The sequence below is a fragment of the Leptospira semungkisensis genome, from assembly GCF_004770055.1.
Lineage (GTDB): Bacteria > Spirochaetota > Leptospiria > Leptospirales > Leptospiraceae > Leptospira_B > Leptospira_B semungkisensis.
The window spans coordinates 782,580-799,615 of record NZ_RQEP01000019.1 but is presented as its reverse complement, the minus strand read 5'-3'; the positions used below and the strand labels follow the sequence as shown (position 1 = coordinate 799,615).

General features: G+C 43.0%; 13 protein-coding genes. 12 read left to right on the top strand and 1 reads right to left on the bottom strand.

Going from position 1 to position 17,036, the window contains the following annotated elements; genetic code table 11:
- Nucleotides 1–116: 116 nt before the first annotated feature.
- The 4 genes from EHO59_RS18315 to EHO59_RS17920 all read left to right on the top strand — a co-directional run bounded on the left by EHO59_RS18315 (nucleotide 117) and on the right by EHO59_RS17920 (nucleotide 2,578).
- Nucleotides 117–407, top strand: coding sequence for a hypothetical protein (locus EHO59_RS18315; protein WP_246053046.1), 291 nt, complete (start codon nucleotides 117–119; stop codon nucleotides 405–407).
- Nucleotides 404–1,630 carry an LIC_12337 family protein gene (locus tag EHO59_RS17930; protein ID WP_135589802.1) on the top strand — a complete coding sequence of 409 codons (1,227 nt, stop codon included), beginning with the start codon at nucleotides 404–406 and terminating at the stop codon, nucleotides 1,628–1,630. The genes EHO59_RS18315 and EHO59_RS17930 overlap by 4 nt, the downstream gene beginning before the upstream one ends.
- Nucleotides 1,631–1,769: 139 nt before the next feature.
- Nucleotides 1,770–2,084 carry an ArsR/SmtB family transcription factor gene (locus tag EHO59_RS17925; protein WP_135589801.1) on the top strand — a complete coding sequence of 105 codons (315 nt, stop codon included), beginning with the start codon at nucleotides 1,770–1,772 and terminating at the stop codon, nucleotides 2,082–2,084.
- Nucleotides 2,081–2,578 (top strand): SRPBCC family protein, encoded by a 498-nt coding sequence (locus EHO59_RS17920; protein WP_135589800.1) that lies wholly within the window; start codon nucleotides 2,081–2,083, stop codon nucleotides 2,576–2,578. Before EHO59_RS17925 ends, EHO59_RS17920 begins: the two co-directional genes overlap by 4 nt.
- 78 nt (nucleotides 2,579–2,656) lie before the next feature.
- On the opposite strand, the gene EHO59_RS17915 is transcribed toward EHO59_RS17920, so the two are convergent.
- On the bottom strand, nucleotides 2,657–3,991 hold the full coding sequence (locus tag EHO59_RS17915; protein ID WP_135589799.1) for a sterol desaturase family protein: 1,335 nt from the start codon (nucleotides 3,989–3,991) through the stop codon (nucleotides 2,657–2,659).
- A gap of 167 nt (nucleotides 3,992–4,158) precedes the next feature.
- Between EHO59_RS17915 and EHO59_RS17910 the strand changes: the two genes are divergently transcribed.
- The 8 genes from EHO59_RS17910 to EHO59_RS17875 all read left to right on the top strand — a co-directional run bounded on the left by EHO59_RS17910 (nucleotide 4,159) and on the right by EHO59_RS17875 (nucleotide 16,878).
- Complete coding sequence (locus tag EHO59_RS17910) at nucleotides 4,159–5,220, top strand: saccharopine dehydrogenase family protein (protein WP_135589798.1); 1,062 nt, start codon at nucleotides 4,159–4,161, stop codon at nucleotides 5,218–5,220.
- 79 nt (nucleotides 5,221–5,299) lie between these two features.
- Nucleotides 5,300–5,995 (top strand): hypothetical protein, encoded by a 696-nt coding sequence (locus EHO59_RS17905; protein WP_246053045.1) that lies wholly within the window; start codon nucleotides 5,300–5,302, stop codon nucleotides 5,993–5,995.
- Nucleotides 5,992–6,897: a hypothetical protein gene (locus EHO59_RS17900; RefSeq protein ID WP_210413099.1), complete on the top strand. Its 906-nt coding sequence runs from the start codon at nucleotides 5,992–5,994 to the stop codon at nucleotides 6,895–6,897. Before EHO59_RS17905 ends, EHO59_RS17900 begins: the two co-directional genes overlap by 4 nt.
- Before the next feature lie 370 nt (nucleotides 6,898–7,267).
- On the top strand, nucleotides 7,268–8,692 hold the full coding sequence (locus EHO59_RS17895) for a circularly permuted type 2 ATP-grasp protein (protein WP_135589797.1): 1,425 nt from the start codon (nucleotides 7,268–7,270) through the stop codon (nucleotides 8,690–8,692).
- Between the two features lie 78 nt (nucleotides 8,693–8,770).
- A complete protein-coding gene (locus EHO59_RS17890) occupies nucleotides 8,771–9,715 on the top strand; it encodes an alpha-E domain-containing protein (protein WP_135589796.1) in 945 nt (314 codons plus the stop codon).
- Between the two features lie 51 nt (nucleotides 9,716–9,766).
- Entirely contained in the window at nucleotides 9,767–13,069 is a 3,303-nt protein-coding gene (locus EHO59_RS17885) for a transglutaminase family protein (RefSeq protein ID WP_135589795.1), read from the top strand.
- A 162-nt stretch (nucleotides 13,070–13,231) separates the two neighbouring features.
- A complete protein-coding gene (locus EHO59_RS17880) occupies nucleotides 13,232–14,476 on the top strand; it encodes an imelysin family protein (protein ID WP_135589794.1) in 1,245 nt (414 codons plus the stop codon).
- Nucleotides 14,476–16,878 (top strand): TonB-dependent receptor family protein, encoded by a 2,403-nt coding sequence (locus EHO59_RS17875; protein ID WP_135589793.1) that lies wholly within the window; start codon nucleotides 14,476–14,478, stop codon nucleotides 16,876–16,878. Before EHO59_RS17880 ends, EHO59_RS17875 begins: the two co-directional genes overlap by 1 nt.
- Nucleotides 16,879–17,036: the final 158 nt, after the last annotated feature.

Sequence of the window (17,036 nt, the reverse complement as noted above, 5' to 3'; positions counted from 1 at the left end):
TCTATCCGGTCAGTTTTTCGCCTCCCTCTTTCTGAAAAAACATCTATTTAGCTTTGGTCCTTGGGGGATAGAGCCGTTCAGGTTCGAGCAAGTTAAAACAAAGAGAGTAAAAGAGAATGTTTGGTATAAAAATGATCTTGAAATTAGAACAAGCTCTCAAAAAGATCAAAAATCGAAAAATTACCTCATTTGAAATGTCATTCCATTCAAGAGGAGATATCATAATGATCTTAAATATAAAAAGAGGGCTCTTGCTCCTGATCCTAGGTATTTTACTAAGCGGGATAGTCGCTTCCGCTTGTAAGCCTGGTGGAGGGAATGGCCTTATACCTCTTTTCGATCTTCCCCATGTGGAGAAAAGTAAGACCGGTTATTTCATCATTGTTCCACAAGGAATTGCGCAATGAAGAAGAATATTCAAAAAGCCTTACGTAAGACTGCTTTCATTCTGACCATTTTCTTTGCGATCAGCGTCGGATTCAAATTCGACGGGATCTCTAAGGAGGATGCGGCCGGCTTTCCCTTGTCTTTAAGATTCAAATTACTCCAGCCTTTGCAAGCAAGTGCAAACGATTGGGGATTTGTAAGACAGTCCGCCACCTGGGCGAGAGGAAATTCTCTCTTTATGGACGATATCATTGCAAGCATTGAATCGAATACTTTGCTCGTTGCAGCTGCCAGTGGAAATACGGTAACAGCTACTAATATGAAGGTAGGGGATGGGGGCGGAGTATTCGATGTTCGACTGACTCTGAATAATTCCGGGAGCGAATTCTCTCCGACGTCTACTGTCTATACTGGCACAAAGACATTCTCCAATTATTTTGAGTTGAAGGTGACTGGAACATCTACCATGGCTTTGCAGTTCTATTGGGATAATAACCCGAGAGACCCTTCTACTCAGGGAGCATTATTAATCTATAATTTAGCTCTGGTTGCTCCCGATATTTGGACAGCTACTGCGAACATAGAAAGTTATGTGTACATGCCTGATTTGGTAAATGATACTACTGGAACCTACACAGCATATCCTCTACAAGGTTTGATCCAAACTTACTCTTGGAGTTCCGGAAATTTAGGTACTGATTCAGAGCTCGCTCTTCATGCGCAAAAGGGAAGGGTGATTTTAGAGGAAATGGACAACCAAACCGTTTTTTGTTTCAAAACAGTAGTCCGTATAGATGGAACGGCAAATCTTTTTCCAACGTTAAATCCGAACAAGGCCCTTTGCCCGTCTACGAATGGCAACGAATATTATAAATTAGCCTATAGCCAAAAGCTAACGGGAGATTTGAACGTAACCGCAAAAGAAGGTTGGGATGAAACTGCGATTGCTGCTTCTGGAACGGATACAATTTGCAGTGGTTTAATACCAACTATCAGTTACGGTCTATTTAATTTTAACGGATTTGTGAAAGATCAGGTGGCAAGTGCAGATATTCCTTCCGACTATGTACAGGCAAATCGAGTAGATGGGCTTTACGGAAGAGTTGGTGGCCAAGGTAAAACTGGAACCGGAGACACGAACGGAGTCAAGTGGGATGATACTACCCAAGCAACGATCGATGCCCTAAGTGTTTCCTTCCAATCTTCTCCTGGAGTAGTAGGGACACCGATTCCGATCAATTAAGAGAGTTTAGTCTTATACTCCTCTTTTGAAAACCCCCGATCTCGGGGGTTTTTTATTGCCTTCTTCCTACTAAAATGCAGATTCAAATTCTCACTTTTGATCTTGACATGCAGGTAATTACCTGCATAATAAAAGCTGCATGCATGACGTGTTTCGGGCTCTCGCCGACCCGATCCGAAGGGATTTATTGGATAGGTTGTATAAGAAGGATGGGCAGAGCCTTGGACAGCTTTGCAAATCCTTATCCATACGTAGGCAATCTGTTTCCCAGCACCTGGAGATCTTGGAGGAAGCGAACCTGATCCTTACTCTTAAAAGGGGAAGAGAAAAGATGCATTATCTAAATCCGGCGCCGATCCAGGAGATCTCGGAACGCTGGTTGAAAAAATACGAGAAAAGAAGACTGCAAGCATTGCAGGAGCTCAAGGAATCGTTGGAGGATCCAAAAAAATGAAAACGAACACTGATGTAAAATTCGTATACAGCACCTATATCTCCGCCGAGCCGGAAAAAGTGTGGGAAGCTCTCACGAGTGCTGAGTTTTCTAAGAAGTATTGGTTTGGAAGAGAGGTAGAAGGAGATTGGAAGGAAGGAGGCAAGGTTCGATTTATAGATCCAGAAGGCCGACCTGAGATCGTCGGAACCATATTAAAATGTGAAAAGCCGCTTCTACTCAGCTATACTTGGGCTCTCAGTCCGGATCATCCTTTCTTAGAGAAAGTGAAAGATAGATTAGAAGAAAATAATGCACCTACTAAGGTAAGTTTTATCTTAAAGAAAATGAAGGAAGGTTTAACCAAGCTTACAGTTCTTCACGAGGATCTACTTCCGAAGGATATTGTAGAAGATACCGATACGTTCTTCGGATTGAATAATGGATGGCCTGCGATCATTGCCTCTTTGAAAAGCCTGCTCGAGACCGGAAAGGCAATCGAATACGACCTATAAAAAGAAAAACGGAGGATGATCGAGAAAAAGATCTCGTCAGTCCTCCGTTCCGTAGCCAGAATCTAATTTAGAAAATTCTTATGCTGCTCTACGTCCCATTTCCTTGACAGGGTCGATTTCTTTCCATTTTGCGAATACGTTACGCTGGGAGAAAAACCAAACCAAAGATACGAGCCCGAGCCCTGCAGCTACCAAAAGAGTGGTAGGAGGGAATCCCAATCCATAAGCAGTATAGACAAGCAAGAGAACACGGATCGGCTCTAAATACAATGCCCAACGTTTCAGATCAAAAATCGCACCGATCGTTGTCAGAGAGAAAATGCTAAAGAAGAAGATGATGTATTGGATATTTGTAGGAATCGAATTGATCTTTACGAGCATTCCGAAAGTCCCGATAAGAGTGAGGACAAACCAAACCACTGCATAAGCAGTGAGGCTTTTCGGAATAGTAATATCATACTTCTTGAATGTCTTTTCGTCCACTTCGGGGATAGGATATTGTCCGCCTAAATCTTGCGGTCTCCAGCCTGGCATTGCAAAGAATACCTTAACCTTATCGATGAATCGAGGGCTCTTCCATGCTTGCTCTACCATTTCGATCCAATAGTGAACGTTTGCCCAGATCGGATTGAAACTGCGAAGAGGTTTCACTGTGCCGTAAACAGGAGTTTCTTCTTCTTTTTGGAAGGTTCCGAACCATTTGTCGAATACGATCAAGGTTCCGCCATGGTTTCTGTCGATGTATTTCGGATTGATCCCGTGGTGAACTCTGTGATGAGAAGGAGTATTAAAGATAGCTTCGAACCAGCCTGGGAGTTTATCCACAGCTTTTGTATGGATCCAGAATTGATAGATCAAGTTGAGTTGACCGTTCAAAACCATAACGATTGGAGAGAAACCTAAAATTGCCAGAGGAACATAGAAGATCCAAGTGAATAGTCCGTGAAAACTTGCCTGGCGCAGTGCGACAGTTAGGTTGTATTCTTCGCTTTGGTGATGGACCACATGTCCTGCCCAAAGGAAATTTACTTCGTGGCTGAGTCTATGGTTCCAGTAGTATGCTAGATCATAAAGGATAAAGCATGCAGCCCAGACTCCCAGTACGATGGTCCAAGACCAAGTGGAAGCAGAAATTCCCCAAACTTCTCCGGTAGGCATCCATGCAGCGGGTTCGCTTGGCCAAGAAGGAAGGTCGAACAGTCTCCAATTTTCATACACCCAAATGTATGCGAAAAACGTAATGGTTTTGAAGATGATCCCGAAGATCTGGCTGGAAATTCCTGCGCTTAGATCGTTGATGGAATCGTTAAGTCGGTAGAGTTTCCTCTTGTGATACCAAGAAAAGGCTAGCTCCAAGCCGATGAGTAAGAAGAAGAACGGAATTGCGATTGTAATTAGATTTATTTTTTCCATAGTACAGGCCGTTACCCTCTATCATTCTCTCAAAACAAACTAGGTCAATCCAAAACCAAACAAGCTCTAACATCTTAGATTTTTACCTATCAATTGTATTAAAAAAAATAATACTTTGGTCGTATGCCGGTTGACGAAATCAGGATTTCATTCAAGTTTCCTCAGTTATGGCAATTTCAAAATGGATGATTTACGGAGCAAATGGTTATACGGGAGAGCTGATCGCGCGTCGAGCGGTATCCCGAGGACAGAAACCGGTGCTTGCGGGAAGAAGCGAGGATAAGATCGCTGAACTTGCAAAAGAACTTAGATTGGAATACAAGGTTTTCGATCTGAAGGAGCCCGAGGAGATTGCCAAAAATATTCGATCCTTCAAACTAGTTCTTCACTGTGCTGGCCCATTTGTTCTTACATCACTGCCGATGGCTCAGGCCTGCATTGCCGAAAAAGTGCATTATCTTGATATAACTGGAGAGATCCCAGTCTACGAATCCCTTCAAAAATTGGAGAAGCAAGCGGAGAAGGCGGGAGTCCTTCTTCTTCCAGGCGTAGGATTCGATATTGTGCCAACGGATTGTTTGGCTTCTTCCCTTAAGAAATCCTTACCGAAAGCAAAGGAATTGGAACTTGCCTTCGTTGGTTTGAGCGAAGTTTCTCCGGGAACAATGAAGAGTGCGCTCGCACAACTTCCTTACGGATCTAGAGCGAGAAGAAATGGTGAGATGGTCGTCCTTCCTCATTTAAGCACCAGTCGTGAAGTGAAAGCTGGTGGGAGATCCTACAAAGTATTTGGAATTCCTTGGGGAGATGTCTTTACCGCGTATATATCTACAGGGATCCCGAATATAGATGTTTATACGGATATTCCCGCAGGACAGGTCAGAGCCATGCGTTATATGAAACCTGCCTTGTCCTTATTAAAAGTTCCATTTGTGTTGAAGGCCGTTCAGGCATTGGTCGGTAAAACGATCAAAGGCCCGGGAGAATCTACTCGCACTAAAACCAAAACCACAGTCTGGGGAGAGGTCAGAACGGAAGATGGAAAGAAATTCAATCGGATCTTAGAATGCAAAGAAGGATATGAGTTCACGATCGAATCTTCTCTCGCTGCAGTCTCAAAAGTTTTAGCGGGGAAGGGAGGAAAGGGATTCAAGACTCCTAGTCTTGCATTCGGCGCGGACTTTGTATTAGAGATACCAGGTTCGAAATGGGTGGCTCTCCCAAATTGATGATTCGCCTGAAGTAAATAAGTACAGTCCCTTTAGCAAATCGGAAAATCTTCTTTACATCACTTTCGATTGAAGAAGCATGAACGCGCTTACGAGAATGGATTTCTTCTTTCGCTTACCGGTCCTACTTATTTTTATTTTATTCAATTTGGCATGCACTTCTATCAAGGTGTATGTTCCTCGAACCTTGCCAGATCCACATCTGATTCAGGAAAATTGGGATGAGATGAGATCTCTCGCAGAGGATCCTTCGGAAAACTGGAAATCGGAAAATCTAGAGATCGAATATTCGGGAGAAGATCCGAAGCGATTCGTATTTTTTGATGATGTGTTTACTGGTTGGACTGGATGGGGAAGGGACTATGAAAATCTATATGGTCCTCTCACAAAACTATTAGCGAAAGAGTTTAAGGATAATAAGGATGAGTATTTTGGAAAGACCAAGATTCTGATCCGAAAATTCAAATTAGAATCCGTAGATCATTGTACATATAATTCGGTGAATGTAGAGTTTGAGGCGGATGTTCTTTCCAACGGAACGAGCTGGCATTATGATTTCAAGGATGGGATAGAGTCTCGGGTCACGGATTGTATGGCGGTACTTGCAACTCTTCCCGTACTGACCGGATGGATTATTTATCTTCCTTATATAGGGCATAGAGGAAATCGAGAAGACCAGCTGAATCAAATTGGCCGAGTTGCGATGATCGACTTCTTTGAAGAATGGAAAAAGCATAATCCAAGAATGACTGACAAGAAAGGAAGGACGAAATGAAGAAATCATTCTCCCTCATTCTTCTGTTCGTTAGCTTTTATTTTTCTTGTTATTATTCTACGGAGAAGAGATACACCGTCGGCCAACCCTATGAGCCGAACAAGAACATGTATTTCGATGAGGAAAATCCTCAGTTCGAAGAAGGGGAGCCGTATTGGTTTCTGGATTTTATAGGAAGTTGGATTTGGCCTGATAGTTTGCTTGCTAAGGTAATGATCTGGAATCGAAAGATGCAGAATCACTCCTTCTCCTTTGAAACGAAGCGATATCTGAAAGAATATATTCGAGATAATAACCTGAAAGATGTGAAGGTACGTTTCAATCAGTACGCGCCGTGGGACGATTTAAAAAGGCTTTGGCATTCTAAGACCATCAATCCTCTCTTAAAATGGACTATCGGTTTGTATGCGTACTTTGTGAATGATGTGCTCTTAGTGGGCAGGATCTTTGGTGGAGATCATTATAATCCGTATTCGAATACGATCCATGTGTATTCCGATATTCCCGCAGTGGTTGTTCATGAAGGAGGCCATGCGAAGGACTTTTCACAAAGGCAATATCGCTCCTGGTATGCCTTGGGATATGCGGTTCCTGTTTTAGGCGCCTTCTATCCGGAAGCGAGAGCTTCTGATGATGCGATCCGATACTTCCGATACCGTTGCGATAAAACGGAAGAAATGACTGCCTACCGCACTTTATATCCTGCTTACGGTTCCTACGTAGCAGGAGGAATCTCCGATTTGATTCCTACTTCTCCATACTCTGCGCTGTATGGTTATTCTCTTTTGGCAACTGCAGCGAGTGCTGGCCATATCGTTGGTTATGTGCGCCAAGGACGAGCAGAGAAGGAATGGACCCCGAAAGAATGCCAGATCGCAGAAGAGTTGGAAAAGAAGAAGTAAGCGATAACCGAAAGAAAAGGGTAAATCGAAAATAGCCCCCACCCATCTTCGGGATCGGGGGGTGTGGCCCGTGGGAGGGCAAAATCCCTATATCAGAAAATCCTAAATCTTGCAACTCCTTGTTCTAACAGTTCCCACATGTAGGAACTCCTGTAATTCCTCTGATCTCTGCAAAAATGAATTCTCCCGATTTTCTTCCAAAACTAGATAAAACCAGATTTCTTTTCCTGCAGTTGGTTCATCTTATTGATAATATGCTCAATATTTAATCATATAACAAATTGTAGTATAAAAAATAAGCTACAAATTTAATTTCTGCTTGTTTATTAGGAGGCAAAATCTCATCTTTCAGTTAGATGGGAGGGATGCCATGCTCCTGACAAACTATCAAACGGATTCTTTTTACGATGAAATGTTCTCTGAGGAGGGCGGGATTCGGCAGAGCTATCATATCTTAAAATCCAGAATTGAAGGGATGGATGATAAAGAACTTCTGAGCAGAAAGGCCTCTGCAGAGAAGGCGCTACTTTCTCTTGGGATCACATTCAATGTGTATGGAGATGAGGAAGAAGAAGAAAGGATCATGCCTTTCGATATCATTCCCCGCATCGTCACTGCTCATGAATGGAAGAAGGTGGAGGAAGGTCTGAAGCAAAGGATCCGCGCCTTGAATCTTTTCATCCAAGACATTTATGGTGATGAGAAGATCATTAAGGACGGGATCATTCCCGCAGAGATCGTTTATAGTAGCTCCGGTTATTTGAAAGAATGTAAAGGAATCGTTCCTCCAAAGGGAATTTGGATCCATATCACCGGAACGGACTTGGTTCGCGATGGGGACGGGCAGATGCTTGTGCTTGAAGATAATCTTCGCTGTCCTTCCGGAGTTTCTTATGTATTAGAAAATCGTGAAGTAATGAAGAAGACCTTTCCTGAATTATTTGCGAGTCTTTCTGTGCGTCCGATCTACGATTATCCGATTCGTCTTCGAGGAATGCTCGAACATCTTTCGGATAAATCGAATCCGAATATTGCGGTACTTACTCCCGGAATTTATAACTCCGCTTATTATGAGCATAGCTTTCTTGCCTCCAGAATGGGTGTTTCTCTGGTAGAAGGAACCGATCTCACTGTACGAGATGATAAGCTCTACATGAGGACTACCAAGGGCTTGAAGCAGGTGGATATTCTTTATCGTAGGATAGATGATACCTTCCTCGATCCTAAAGCTTTTCGCAAGGATTCTATGTTGGGAGTTCCTGGTTTATTTGATGTATTCAAAAAAGGGAATGTTGCTCTTGCTAACGCTCCCGGAACTGGTGTTGCGGACGATAAGGTTATTTATTCCTATGTTCCCGATTTTATTAAGTACTACTTGGGTGAAGATCCTATCATTCCAAATGTTCCTACCTATCTTTGCTCAAGAGAGAAAGATCTGAACTATGTTTGCGAAAATATAGGAAATCTGGTGGTAAAAGCGGCTAACGGAGCAGGAGGATACGGTATGATCATCGGTCCTGTTGCAAGCATGAAAGAAAAAGAGGAGTTTGTGGCGAAAGTAAAAGCGGATCCTCGCAATTATATCGCTCAACCGGTGCTTAGTCTTTCTAGGATTCCTACCTTAATCGAAGATAAATTAGAAGGACGCCATGTTGATCTAAGACCATTCATTCTTTATGGAGAAGAGATCTACGTTATGCCAGGAGGTTTAACTAGAGTTGCTTTAAGAAGAGGATCCTTGGTGGTGAATTCATCTCAAGGTGGAGGCTCCAAAGACACTTGGGTAATGGGTTGATCTCATAAGCACATAAGTAAAGAGGGAAGATTTCCAAGCGGAACCGAAAAATATCATAAAGACTAGAGAGGTTTCCTTATGCTAAGCCGAGTAGCTGAATCCGTATACTGGATGAATCGCTATATGGAGAGAGCGGAAAATTATTCACGTTTCTTGGATGTGAATTTTCAGCTCTCCCTGGATTTGAACGAAGACTCCAATCGCCAATGGATGCCACTCGTTTATACTACGGGTGATAACGAGTTATTTTCCCGTAAATACAATTCTCCAAGTAAGGAAAACGTAATACATTTCATGAGTTTGGATACTGAAAATCCGAATTCGATTATGAACTGTTTAATCCGTGCTAGAGAGAATGCTAGAACCATTCGTGAAAATATTTCTACTCCTATGTGGGAGGTGATTAACGAATTCTATCTTACTATAAAATCCAAACGCAGATTCGATGAATCCGATATGCCTGGAATCGCTGAATTCTTTAAAGCCATCCGAAACCAATGTCTCTTGTTCTATGGTTGCCAAGAGGCTACGATCTCTCACGACGAGGTCTGGCATTTTGCTCTCTTGGGAAGATTATTGGAAAGAGCTGATAAGACCACGCGCATCTTGGACATGAAATACTTTATTCTTCTTCCTCCTAGAGAAGATGTAGGTTCTACCTTGGATCTGATCCAATGGCTTTCTCTTTTGAAATCGGCGAGTGCTCATGAGATGTTCAATCGTTTCTACACTAGGATCACTCCTAAGAGCATTGCAGAGTTCCTGATTTTGGATAAGATCTTTCCGAGAGCGATCCGCTTTTGTCTCTCCAAGACCTTTGATAGTTTGAAGGTACTGAGCGGGACAGAAAAAGATAGCTATGGAGAAGAGACGGAGAAAAAAGTAGGGGTGCTTCTTTCCGAGATGAATTATGCATCCATAGACGAGATCTTTTCCTCAGGAATGCACGAATATCTAGACCAGTTGCAGGTCCGTTTGAATGGGATCGCCTCCCAATTGGATGAAACGTATTTTAGAAATTAATAATGATCAAAGATCCTCTGCGATCTTTTGGATGAAAAAGGCAAAGGTTGCATGTCTCTTTTAGTTTCATTAACTCACGAAACTTCCTACGAATATGATAGGCCGGTAAATTTATCTCCTCATGTGATCCGCTTGAGACCGGCTCCTCATTCTAGGACTCGAATTGTTTCTTATTCCCTCAATGTCGAACCTGCAGAGCAATTCTTGAACTGGCAGCAGGATCCTTTTGGCAATTATCAGGCGAGATTGGTTTTTCCTAAAAAAACGGAGAAGCTCAAGATCCTAGTCGATCTAGTTGCTGAGATCCAAGTAATCAATCCTTTCGATTTCTTTCTAGAGCCGGACGCAGAAGAAACTCCCTTTATTTATTCGGATGCTCTCCGGAAGGAACTCCTTCCGTATTTGAGTGCAACGGATGGAAGTCACGCACTTGCGAATTATATCTCTTCTCTCCGAAAGGACGGCATACTCAAACCAAAGAGGACAGTGGACTTTCTTGTGGGTTTGAATCAAAGAGTCTACCAAGATGTTTCTTATGTGATTCGAATGGAGCCAGGAGTCCAAACCTGTACCGAGACCTTGGAGAGAAAATCCGGCTCTTGTAGAGATTCTGCATTTTTACTCGTGCAGATCCTTCGTCATATAGGGCTCGCTTCTAGATTTGTGTCCGGCTATTTGATACAACTTAAGCCGGATGAAGTCGCTGTCAAAGGACCCGCTGGACCTAAAGAGGATTTTACCGACCTTCACGCCTGGGCGGAAGTTTTCTTGCCGGGAGCAGGTTGGGTGGGCCTTGATCCTACTTCAGGTTTGTTTGCTGGAGAAGGTCATATTCCATTGGCCGCAGTTCCTGAGCCTGTGAGTGCATCTCCTGTTTTCGGTTATTCGGATCCTGCGGACACCAAATTCGGATTTAGGATGGAAGTGAAACGCTTTCAGGAAAGTCCTAGAGTGACCAAGCCGTATTCGGATAATACTTGGGAAAGAGTTCTTCGACTTGGAAAACATCTGGATGAAAGATGCAAGAAAAATGATATACGAATTTCTATCGGTGGAGAGCCCACTTTTATTTCAGATAAGGACAGGCAGGATCCTCAATGGAATACTGCAGCTTTAGGAAAAGAGAAATTAGAGTTCGGTGAAACTCTATTAGAAAAACTGAGAGAACACTTTTCTCCCGGCTCTCTTGTGCAAGTCACTCAAGGGAAATGGTATCCTGGAGAGCCGCTTCCTCGTTGGTCTTTGAATACATTTTGGAGAAAGGATGGGGAGGCTCTTTGGAAGAATAAATCTCTGCTCTCTAGTTCCGAAGAAAAGAAAGTCCAAGACGTCGACAAAGAATTAGAAAAGGCAAAAAGTTTCGGCGAAAAACTTTGCTCTATACTAGGGGTCTCTTCTAAACATATCGTCCCTCTTTACGAGGATGGATTCTATTATTTATGGAAGGAAGGTCAATTTCCCGAATGGGCTGATCCTAAAAATACAGAATCCTTATCTGAGGATTTTTCTTTCGAGGCATTGGAAAGAAAGAAAACCCTTTCTTTGATGGATAGGAATTTCAAATTAAAGAAAGCATTCGCAATTCCATTACAATTTAATTATATATCTTCAGAGTGGGAAAGCTCCGAATGGAAATACAAGAGAGAAAAACTCTTTCTTATTCCTGGAGACAGTCCGGCCGGATTCAGGCTGCCATTTTCCTCCATATCAGATACTTTCAGGATGAGCGCAGTTCTTACGGATATCTCTCGCAAAAAGTCCTTAACTAGCCGAAAAGAAATCGATTCTCGCTTAGAAAAAAGGACTAAGAAGGAGCCAAAGTTCTTTGCAACAGGAAGTGATCTTCCTATCCGGACTACCTTGGTGCTTGAGCCTAGATCAGGTGTTCTTAGGATCTTTCTTCCTCCTGTAGAAGGAGTGGAGCCTTGGTTGGATCTGATCGCTTCTATCGAAGAGGCAGCGAAAACTTGTGGAGTAGAAGTCGTTTTGGAAGGATATGAGCCTCCTTCCGATTCTAGATTGGGTCTGTTTCGCATAACGCCTGATCCCGGCGTATTAGAAGTGAATTTACATCCTTCTTCTAATTTTAAGGAATTAGAAGAGAAGACCCGTATTCTGTATGAAGAGGCAAGGGAACTCGGTCTGAGTGCAGAAAAGTTCATGATAGATGGGAGACATACGGGAACCGGCGGTGGAAATCATATCACAGTGGGAGCGATGTCTCCGGATGATAGTCCATTCCTTAGGAGACCGGATCTGTTGCGGAGTTTGGTAAGCTACTGGCAACATCATCCTTCTCTTTCCTATCTGTTTTCGGGTTTGTTTATCGGGCCAACATCTCAGGCTCCGCGCTTGGATGAGGGAAGGGACGAAAGCCTATACGAATTCGAACTCGCTGCTTCTCAATTGGAACAAATTAAGGAACCGAATCCATGGTTGGTGGATCGGTTATTTAGGAATTTATTAACTGATCTTACCGGGAACACTCATAGGGCAGAGATTTCCATCGATAAGCTTTATCCTCCATCGGGTTCTCGTCTTGGACTCGTAGAATTAAGAGGCTTTGAGATGCCACCTCATCATAGAATGAGTGTGGTCCAACAGCTATTAGTTCTTTCTTTGCTTTGTCGTTTTTGGGAAAAGCCTTATACACATCCCCCTATCTACTGGGGAACCGAATTGCATGATCGTTTTCTGTTGCCTCATTTTGTTTGGAATGATTTCAAGAATGTCCTACAGGATCTGAAAGAACATGGATTCGATTTCAAAGAAGAAGAGTTCCTTCCTTTCTTCGAATTTCGTTTTCCTCTTTATGGTAAGACACAAAGAGAAGAAGTATTTTTAGAATTAAGAATGGCGCTGGAACCTTGGAATGTCTTAGGAGAAGAAGCTTCTTCCTTTGGAACATCAAGAGCAGTGGATTCTGCATTAGAAAGATTGCAAGTAAAGGTAGAAGGTTGGAGTGATCGTTATCTGTTAAGCTGTAACGGTTATGAGGTTCCTCTTAAATCTACCGGAAGAAAAGGCGAGGCCGTTTCCGGAATTAGATTTAAGGCTTGGAATCCTGTGTTCACTCTGCATCCGAATCTTCCTACTCATCCGTATCTTGTATTTGATATTTGGGATACCTGGTCTTCTCGCCCATTGGGTGGTTGTCGTTATTATGTTTCTCATCCTGGAGGAAGGGCGTACGATACATATCCCGTAAACTCTTTCGAGGCAGAGAGTCGTAGGATCTCCAGATTTCATGCGGACGGTCATTCTGTGCAGAACGGTTCGGCTCCTAAAAAGGTAAGTCATTCTGGCGGCTTTACCTTGGATCTTCGTTGGGCAGATTCCATTCGAGAGAAGTAAGAACAATTCTACTTCTATCCTTTACTTGGATGGGAAAACCATCTCTACAAGCCACTCTGATATTTGTCAATTCTTGAGAACCTCTCTCAAAAACAGTTGCAACTAGGCACTTAAAAATAATCCTGATTCTGAGAAACAGCCTTAGTTAGGGCCGGGGAAACTATGCGACCAAAACATACAAAATGGCAGGAAACGATTTTGTTTCCATGGCGTTCCAATCGACTATTGATCCCATTTTGGGTGTTATTCAGTCTTTTTCTTATCTTATTCCTTTTCGTTTCTTGTACTCCTAAAAACTCCGCAAGCGCTGAATCCGGTATCAACGGATATCTATATCGAATGTTCAATTCATTCGATCCAAAAGCAATGTTGAGTAATATGGGAACCAACGTAATGCCGCCTTTGTATGCGGATCTTGGGACTCAAGCAGATGATCTATTAACAAAAACGAATGCGATTGTAGGCGGTTGTTCTTCGGGAGCATTGAGTGGTCTTCAGACTTCCTGGCTTGCTAACATGAGTGCCGTTCAAAAGGTAGAGATGTTCCGTTTCGGGATCATGTCCTCGCCTTATGTTCATGTGGATCCTTTCTCTATCGAATACTTGAGCGAGACTCCTCCTATCAATGATGACTTGGACGATTTGGATCTTTTCAGCGGCTCTAGCTTGGGATCCGCTCAAGTCTATATCAATGGATTGGATAGAGATGCGAGAGGATTGACTTCGATCGAATACATTTTATTCAGTAAGCCTTCTCCAAACTGGGGAACAGCTCCTGATTGTTCCGATTTTACTACGAGCCGCACATATCTACTGCAGGCTCTTGTAGTAGATTATAATAATAATATTCATACCATGTCCGATGCATGGAATGTAAGCGGTACAAATTATGGAGCTCAGATCGCTAATGCAGGAAGCGGCTCGACTTCATTTACAAGTTCAGGAGCTGCGTTAGACGCAATTTTAACCGGAGCGATTCAACTTTTAACCATCATGAAGGATGGAAAGTTGGAGATTCCCGCAGATCTTTCTAAGGGGGGAGACGGCTCTTCTCCAGATTCGAGTAGACCTGAATCCAGATTTTCGGCGAACTCCTTTCAAAATCTCCAAGATAATTTAAGCACTTTCAAGATCGTATATAATGGAAATGGAACCGGAGCTGGACTTTCCGATTATGTAAAATTCTATAGTCCTGATCTGGATACCGAGATCACTAGTACGATCGCCGATCTGGAAACTGTCCTTGCTACTACTAAGTCAACTGGAGGTTGGGGGAGTTCCAATCTTCCTAATATCAAGGCTGCAGTGAAGGACATAGGTCATCTATTAACTATTTTGAATACTGAATTAGCCGCGATCACTGGTGCCGGATCTGTGTCGGGCGGACCTGGAGGGGACGGAGACTGATGTTTCCAAGAAGAAGTTTCCGACTCATCTTATTAGTTTTTGTTTTCATTCCATTCAGTTTTCTTCTTTCGCAACCGAACGACTCGAATAACGGCTCTTCGGATGAGGATACGTCTAAAAAAGAAACCTCTCCCTCGGAGGAATCTGTAAACGAAAAGAGAAGAAGGTTCCTAGAAAGTGGTCAGATCAATGTGATCGGTTCCAAAGACGACGATATCAAAAAGATCCCTGGATCCGCGAGTGTTATCGGAAAGAAGATCTTAAAGGAAACGAATCCGATCGATTCTATGGAAGCCTTGCGTCGGGTTCCCGGTGCTACCATTCGTTATCAGGATGCAGTGGGTTTAACTCCGAACATCGCGTTTCGAGGCGTGAGTAATGAGGAGTCCCGTAAGACATTGATCTTAGAGGATGGGGTATTTACTTCCCTCAGTCCGTACGGACAACCGGAGAGTTATTTCATTCCTCATATTGATCGAATGGAAAGAGTAGAGGTAGTGAAAGGCTCGGGTTCCATTCTATTCGGACCGACTACTCTCGGAGGTATCGTAAACTATGTAACCCGCAAGCCTCCCGAAAAGCCTACATTCAATGCGAAAGTCATCGGGGGAATGAACGGATACGCATCCGGTCTTTTGCAATACGGTGGAACTTCTCAGGCTACGAATACCGCATACGATATCTCTTATCTTCATACGCAAGGAAACGGTTTTAGGGATTATCAGGGTTTCAAGATCAATGATTTCAATATCAAGCTCATGCAAAAGATCGGAGAGAAGGATACTGTCTTTTTAAAATTCCAATCCTATAACCAAGATTCTCAAGCAACCTACCTAGGTTTGACCCAAGGATTGTATTGGAAGAATCCGAAGATCAACCCTGCTAAATACGATCATAAGGCAATCGACAGACAGGCTGCTGTCATAGGTCACGATCATACTTTTAATGATAATTGGAAGATGATCACTAGAGCCTACTGGACAAACGTAGGATTTAAGTTTCGCCAAGAATCCTTCTCTTATAATAGCCAAACTGATTTCGGATTTGCATCCCGTCCGCCGGACAATGCGTTCGGTGTTTATGCACCAGGATTGATAGGGAACCAAGCTGGGGATGTGATCTATATGTTAGATTCCACTCCGAATCGGAACTTCTTCTTTAAAACAGGCGGCTTGGAAACTAAGGTAGAAGGAAAGTTCGTTACCTTCGGGATCGAACATGAAATTGCTTTCGGTGCGAGAGTGCATTCCGAAAATGTAAATGCTGCAAATAACGTATTCCCTTATCCTAATATGACCCAAGGGATCACCACTCAGCAACAGAATAGAAACTCCAGAGCATTTGCTACGTATGTGCAGGACTCGATCAAGGTAACTGGAAAGTTCAAAGTGATTCCAGGAGTTCGTTATGAGAATATCCATCAAAACGTTTATACTCATAGAAGACTTGCTACTTCGGCGGATGTGGTTTCGGGAGCTGCTTCCAGCGTAGGCCAGACTCTTTTAGTAAGCGAGGCGAATGATTCAGTAACCAGAGTTGTTTTGCCAGGGATTGGTCTTACATACGATATCACAGAGCGGTTTATGTGGTTTTCCGGTGCTCATACAGCATTTTCTCCTCCTACTTTCTCTACATTGCAGAACCCTGCAGTCGGTATCGGTTATAAGTTGAGTGCAGAGAGATCTAATAACTATGAGACAGGCTTTAGAGGGAATATTACCCGCTACTTCTATACTCAGGTAAGCACATACGCATTATTCTTTTCGAATCAGATCGTAAACACAAATGAGGCTGGATCTCTCACCGGTGCTGTTCCGATCAATGCAGGTAAGTCTGTGAACCGAGGAGTAGAAAGTAATTTCGTTTTCGACTTTGGAAAATTCTACCAATCTAGATGGGAAGTTCCATTAGAGATTACTTATTCTTATACAAAGGCGATCTCTACTACATACCAACCGATCGGAACTGTGCAGAATGCGGATGGTACAGTTAGCGTCACCAACCAGCCCCAGCTCGCAATCAATTCCAGTGGAAACGTGATCAAGGTAAACACCAACGGAAATTATCTGCCATACGTTCCAATGCATACTTTCATTGGAGGAATAGGCTTTAAGAGTCCCCAAGGTTTTTATGCAAGAATGGAATACCAATACTTCGATAAGCAATACTCCGATTTGCAGAATACAAAAAACCAAAGTACTGACGGAAGCCAGGGAGTGGTTCCCTCGTATGGGATTTGGAATGCGGACTTCGGCTATGAGGTTCCAGGGGGAAGGTGGTCCTTCTTCGTAAATGGAAAGAACTTACAAGATAGGGTCTATATTTCCGGAAGACTTCCTGTGGGGATCCAACAGGGGCCTTACAGGCAGATCAATATAGGATTCACATTGAAGCTGGATTGATATTCTGCGCCTGGTTTCCTTTTTGCATTCCCCCTAATTTGTACGCAAAATGCCGAAACAAAATGGGAGTGGATTTTTTTACAATTCGCGGGTAGAATAAGCGTACTAGAATTTTCCTGTTCTATTTCTGAGCAAAAACTTCTGTGAAGCTTTCGAAA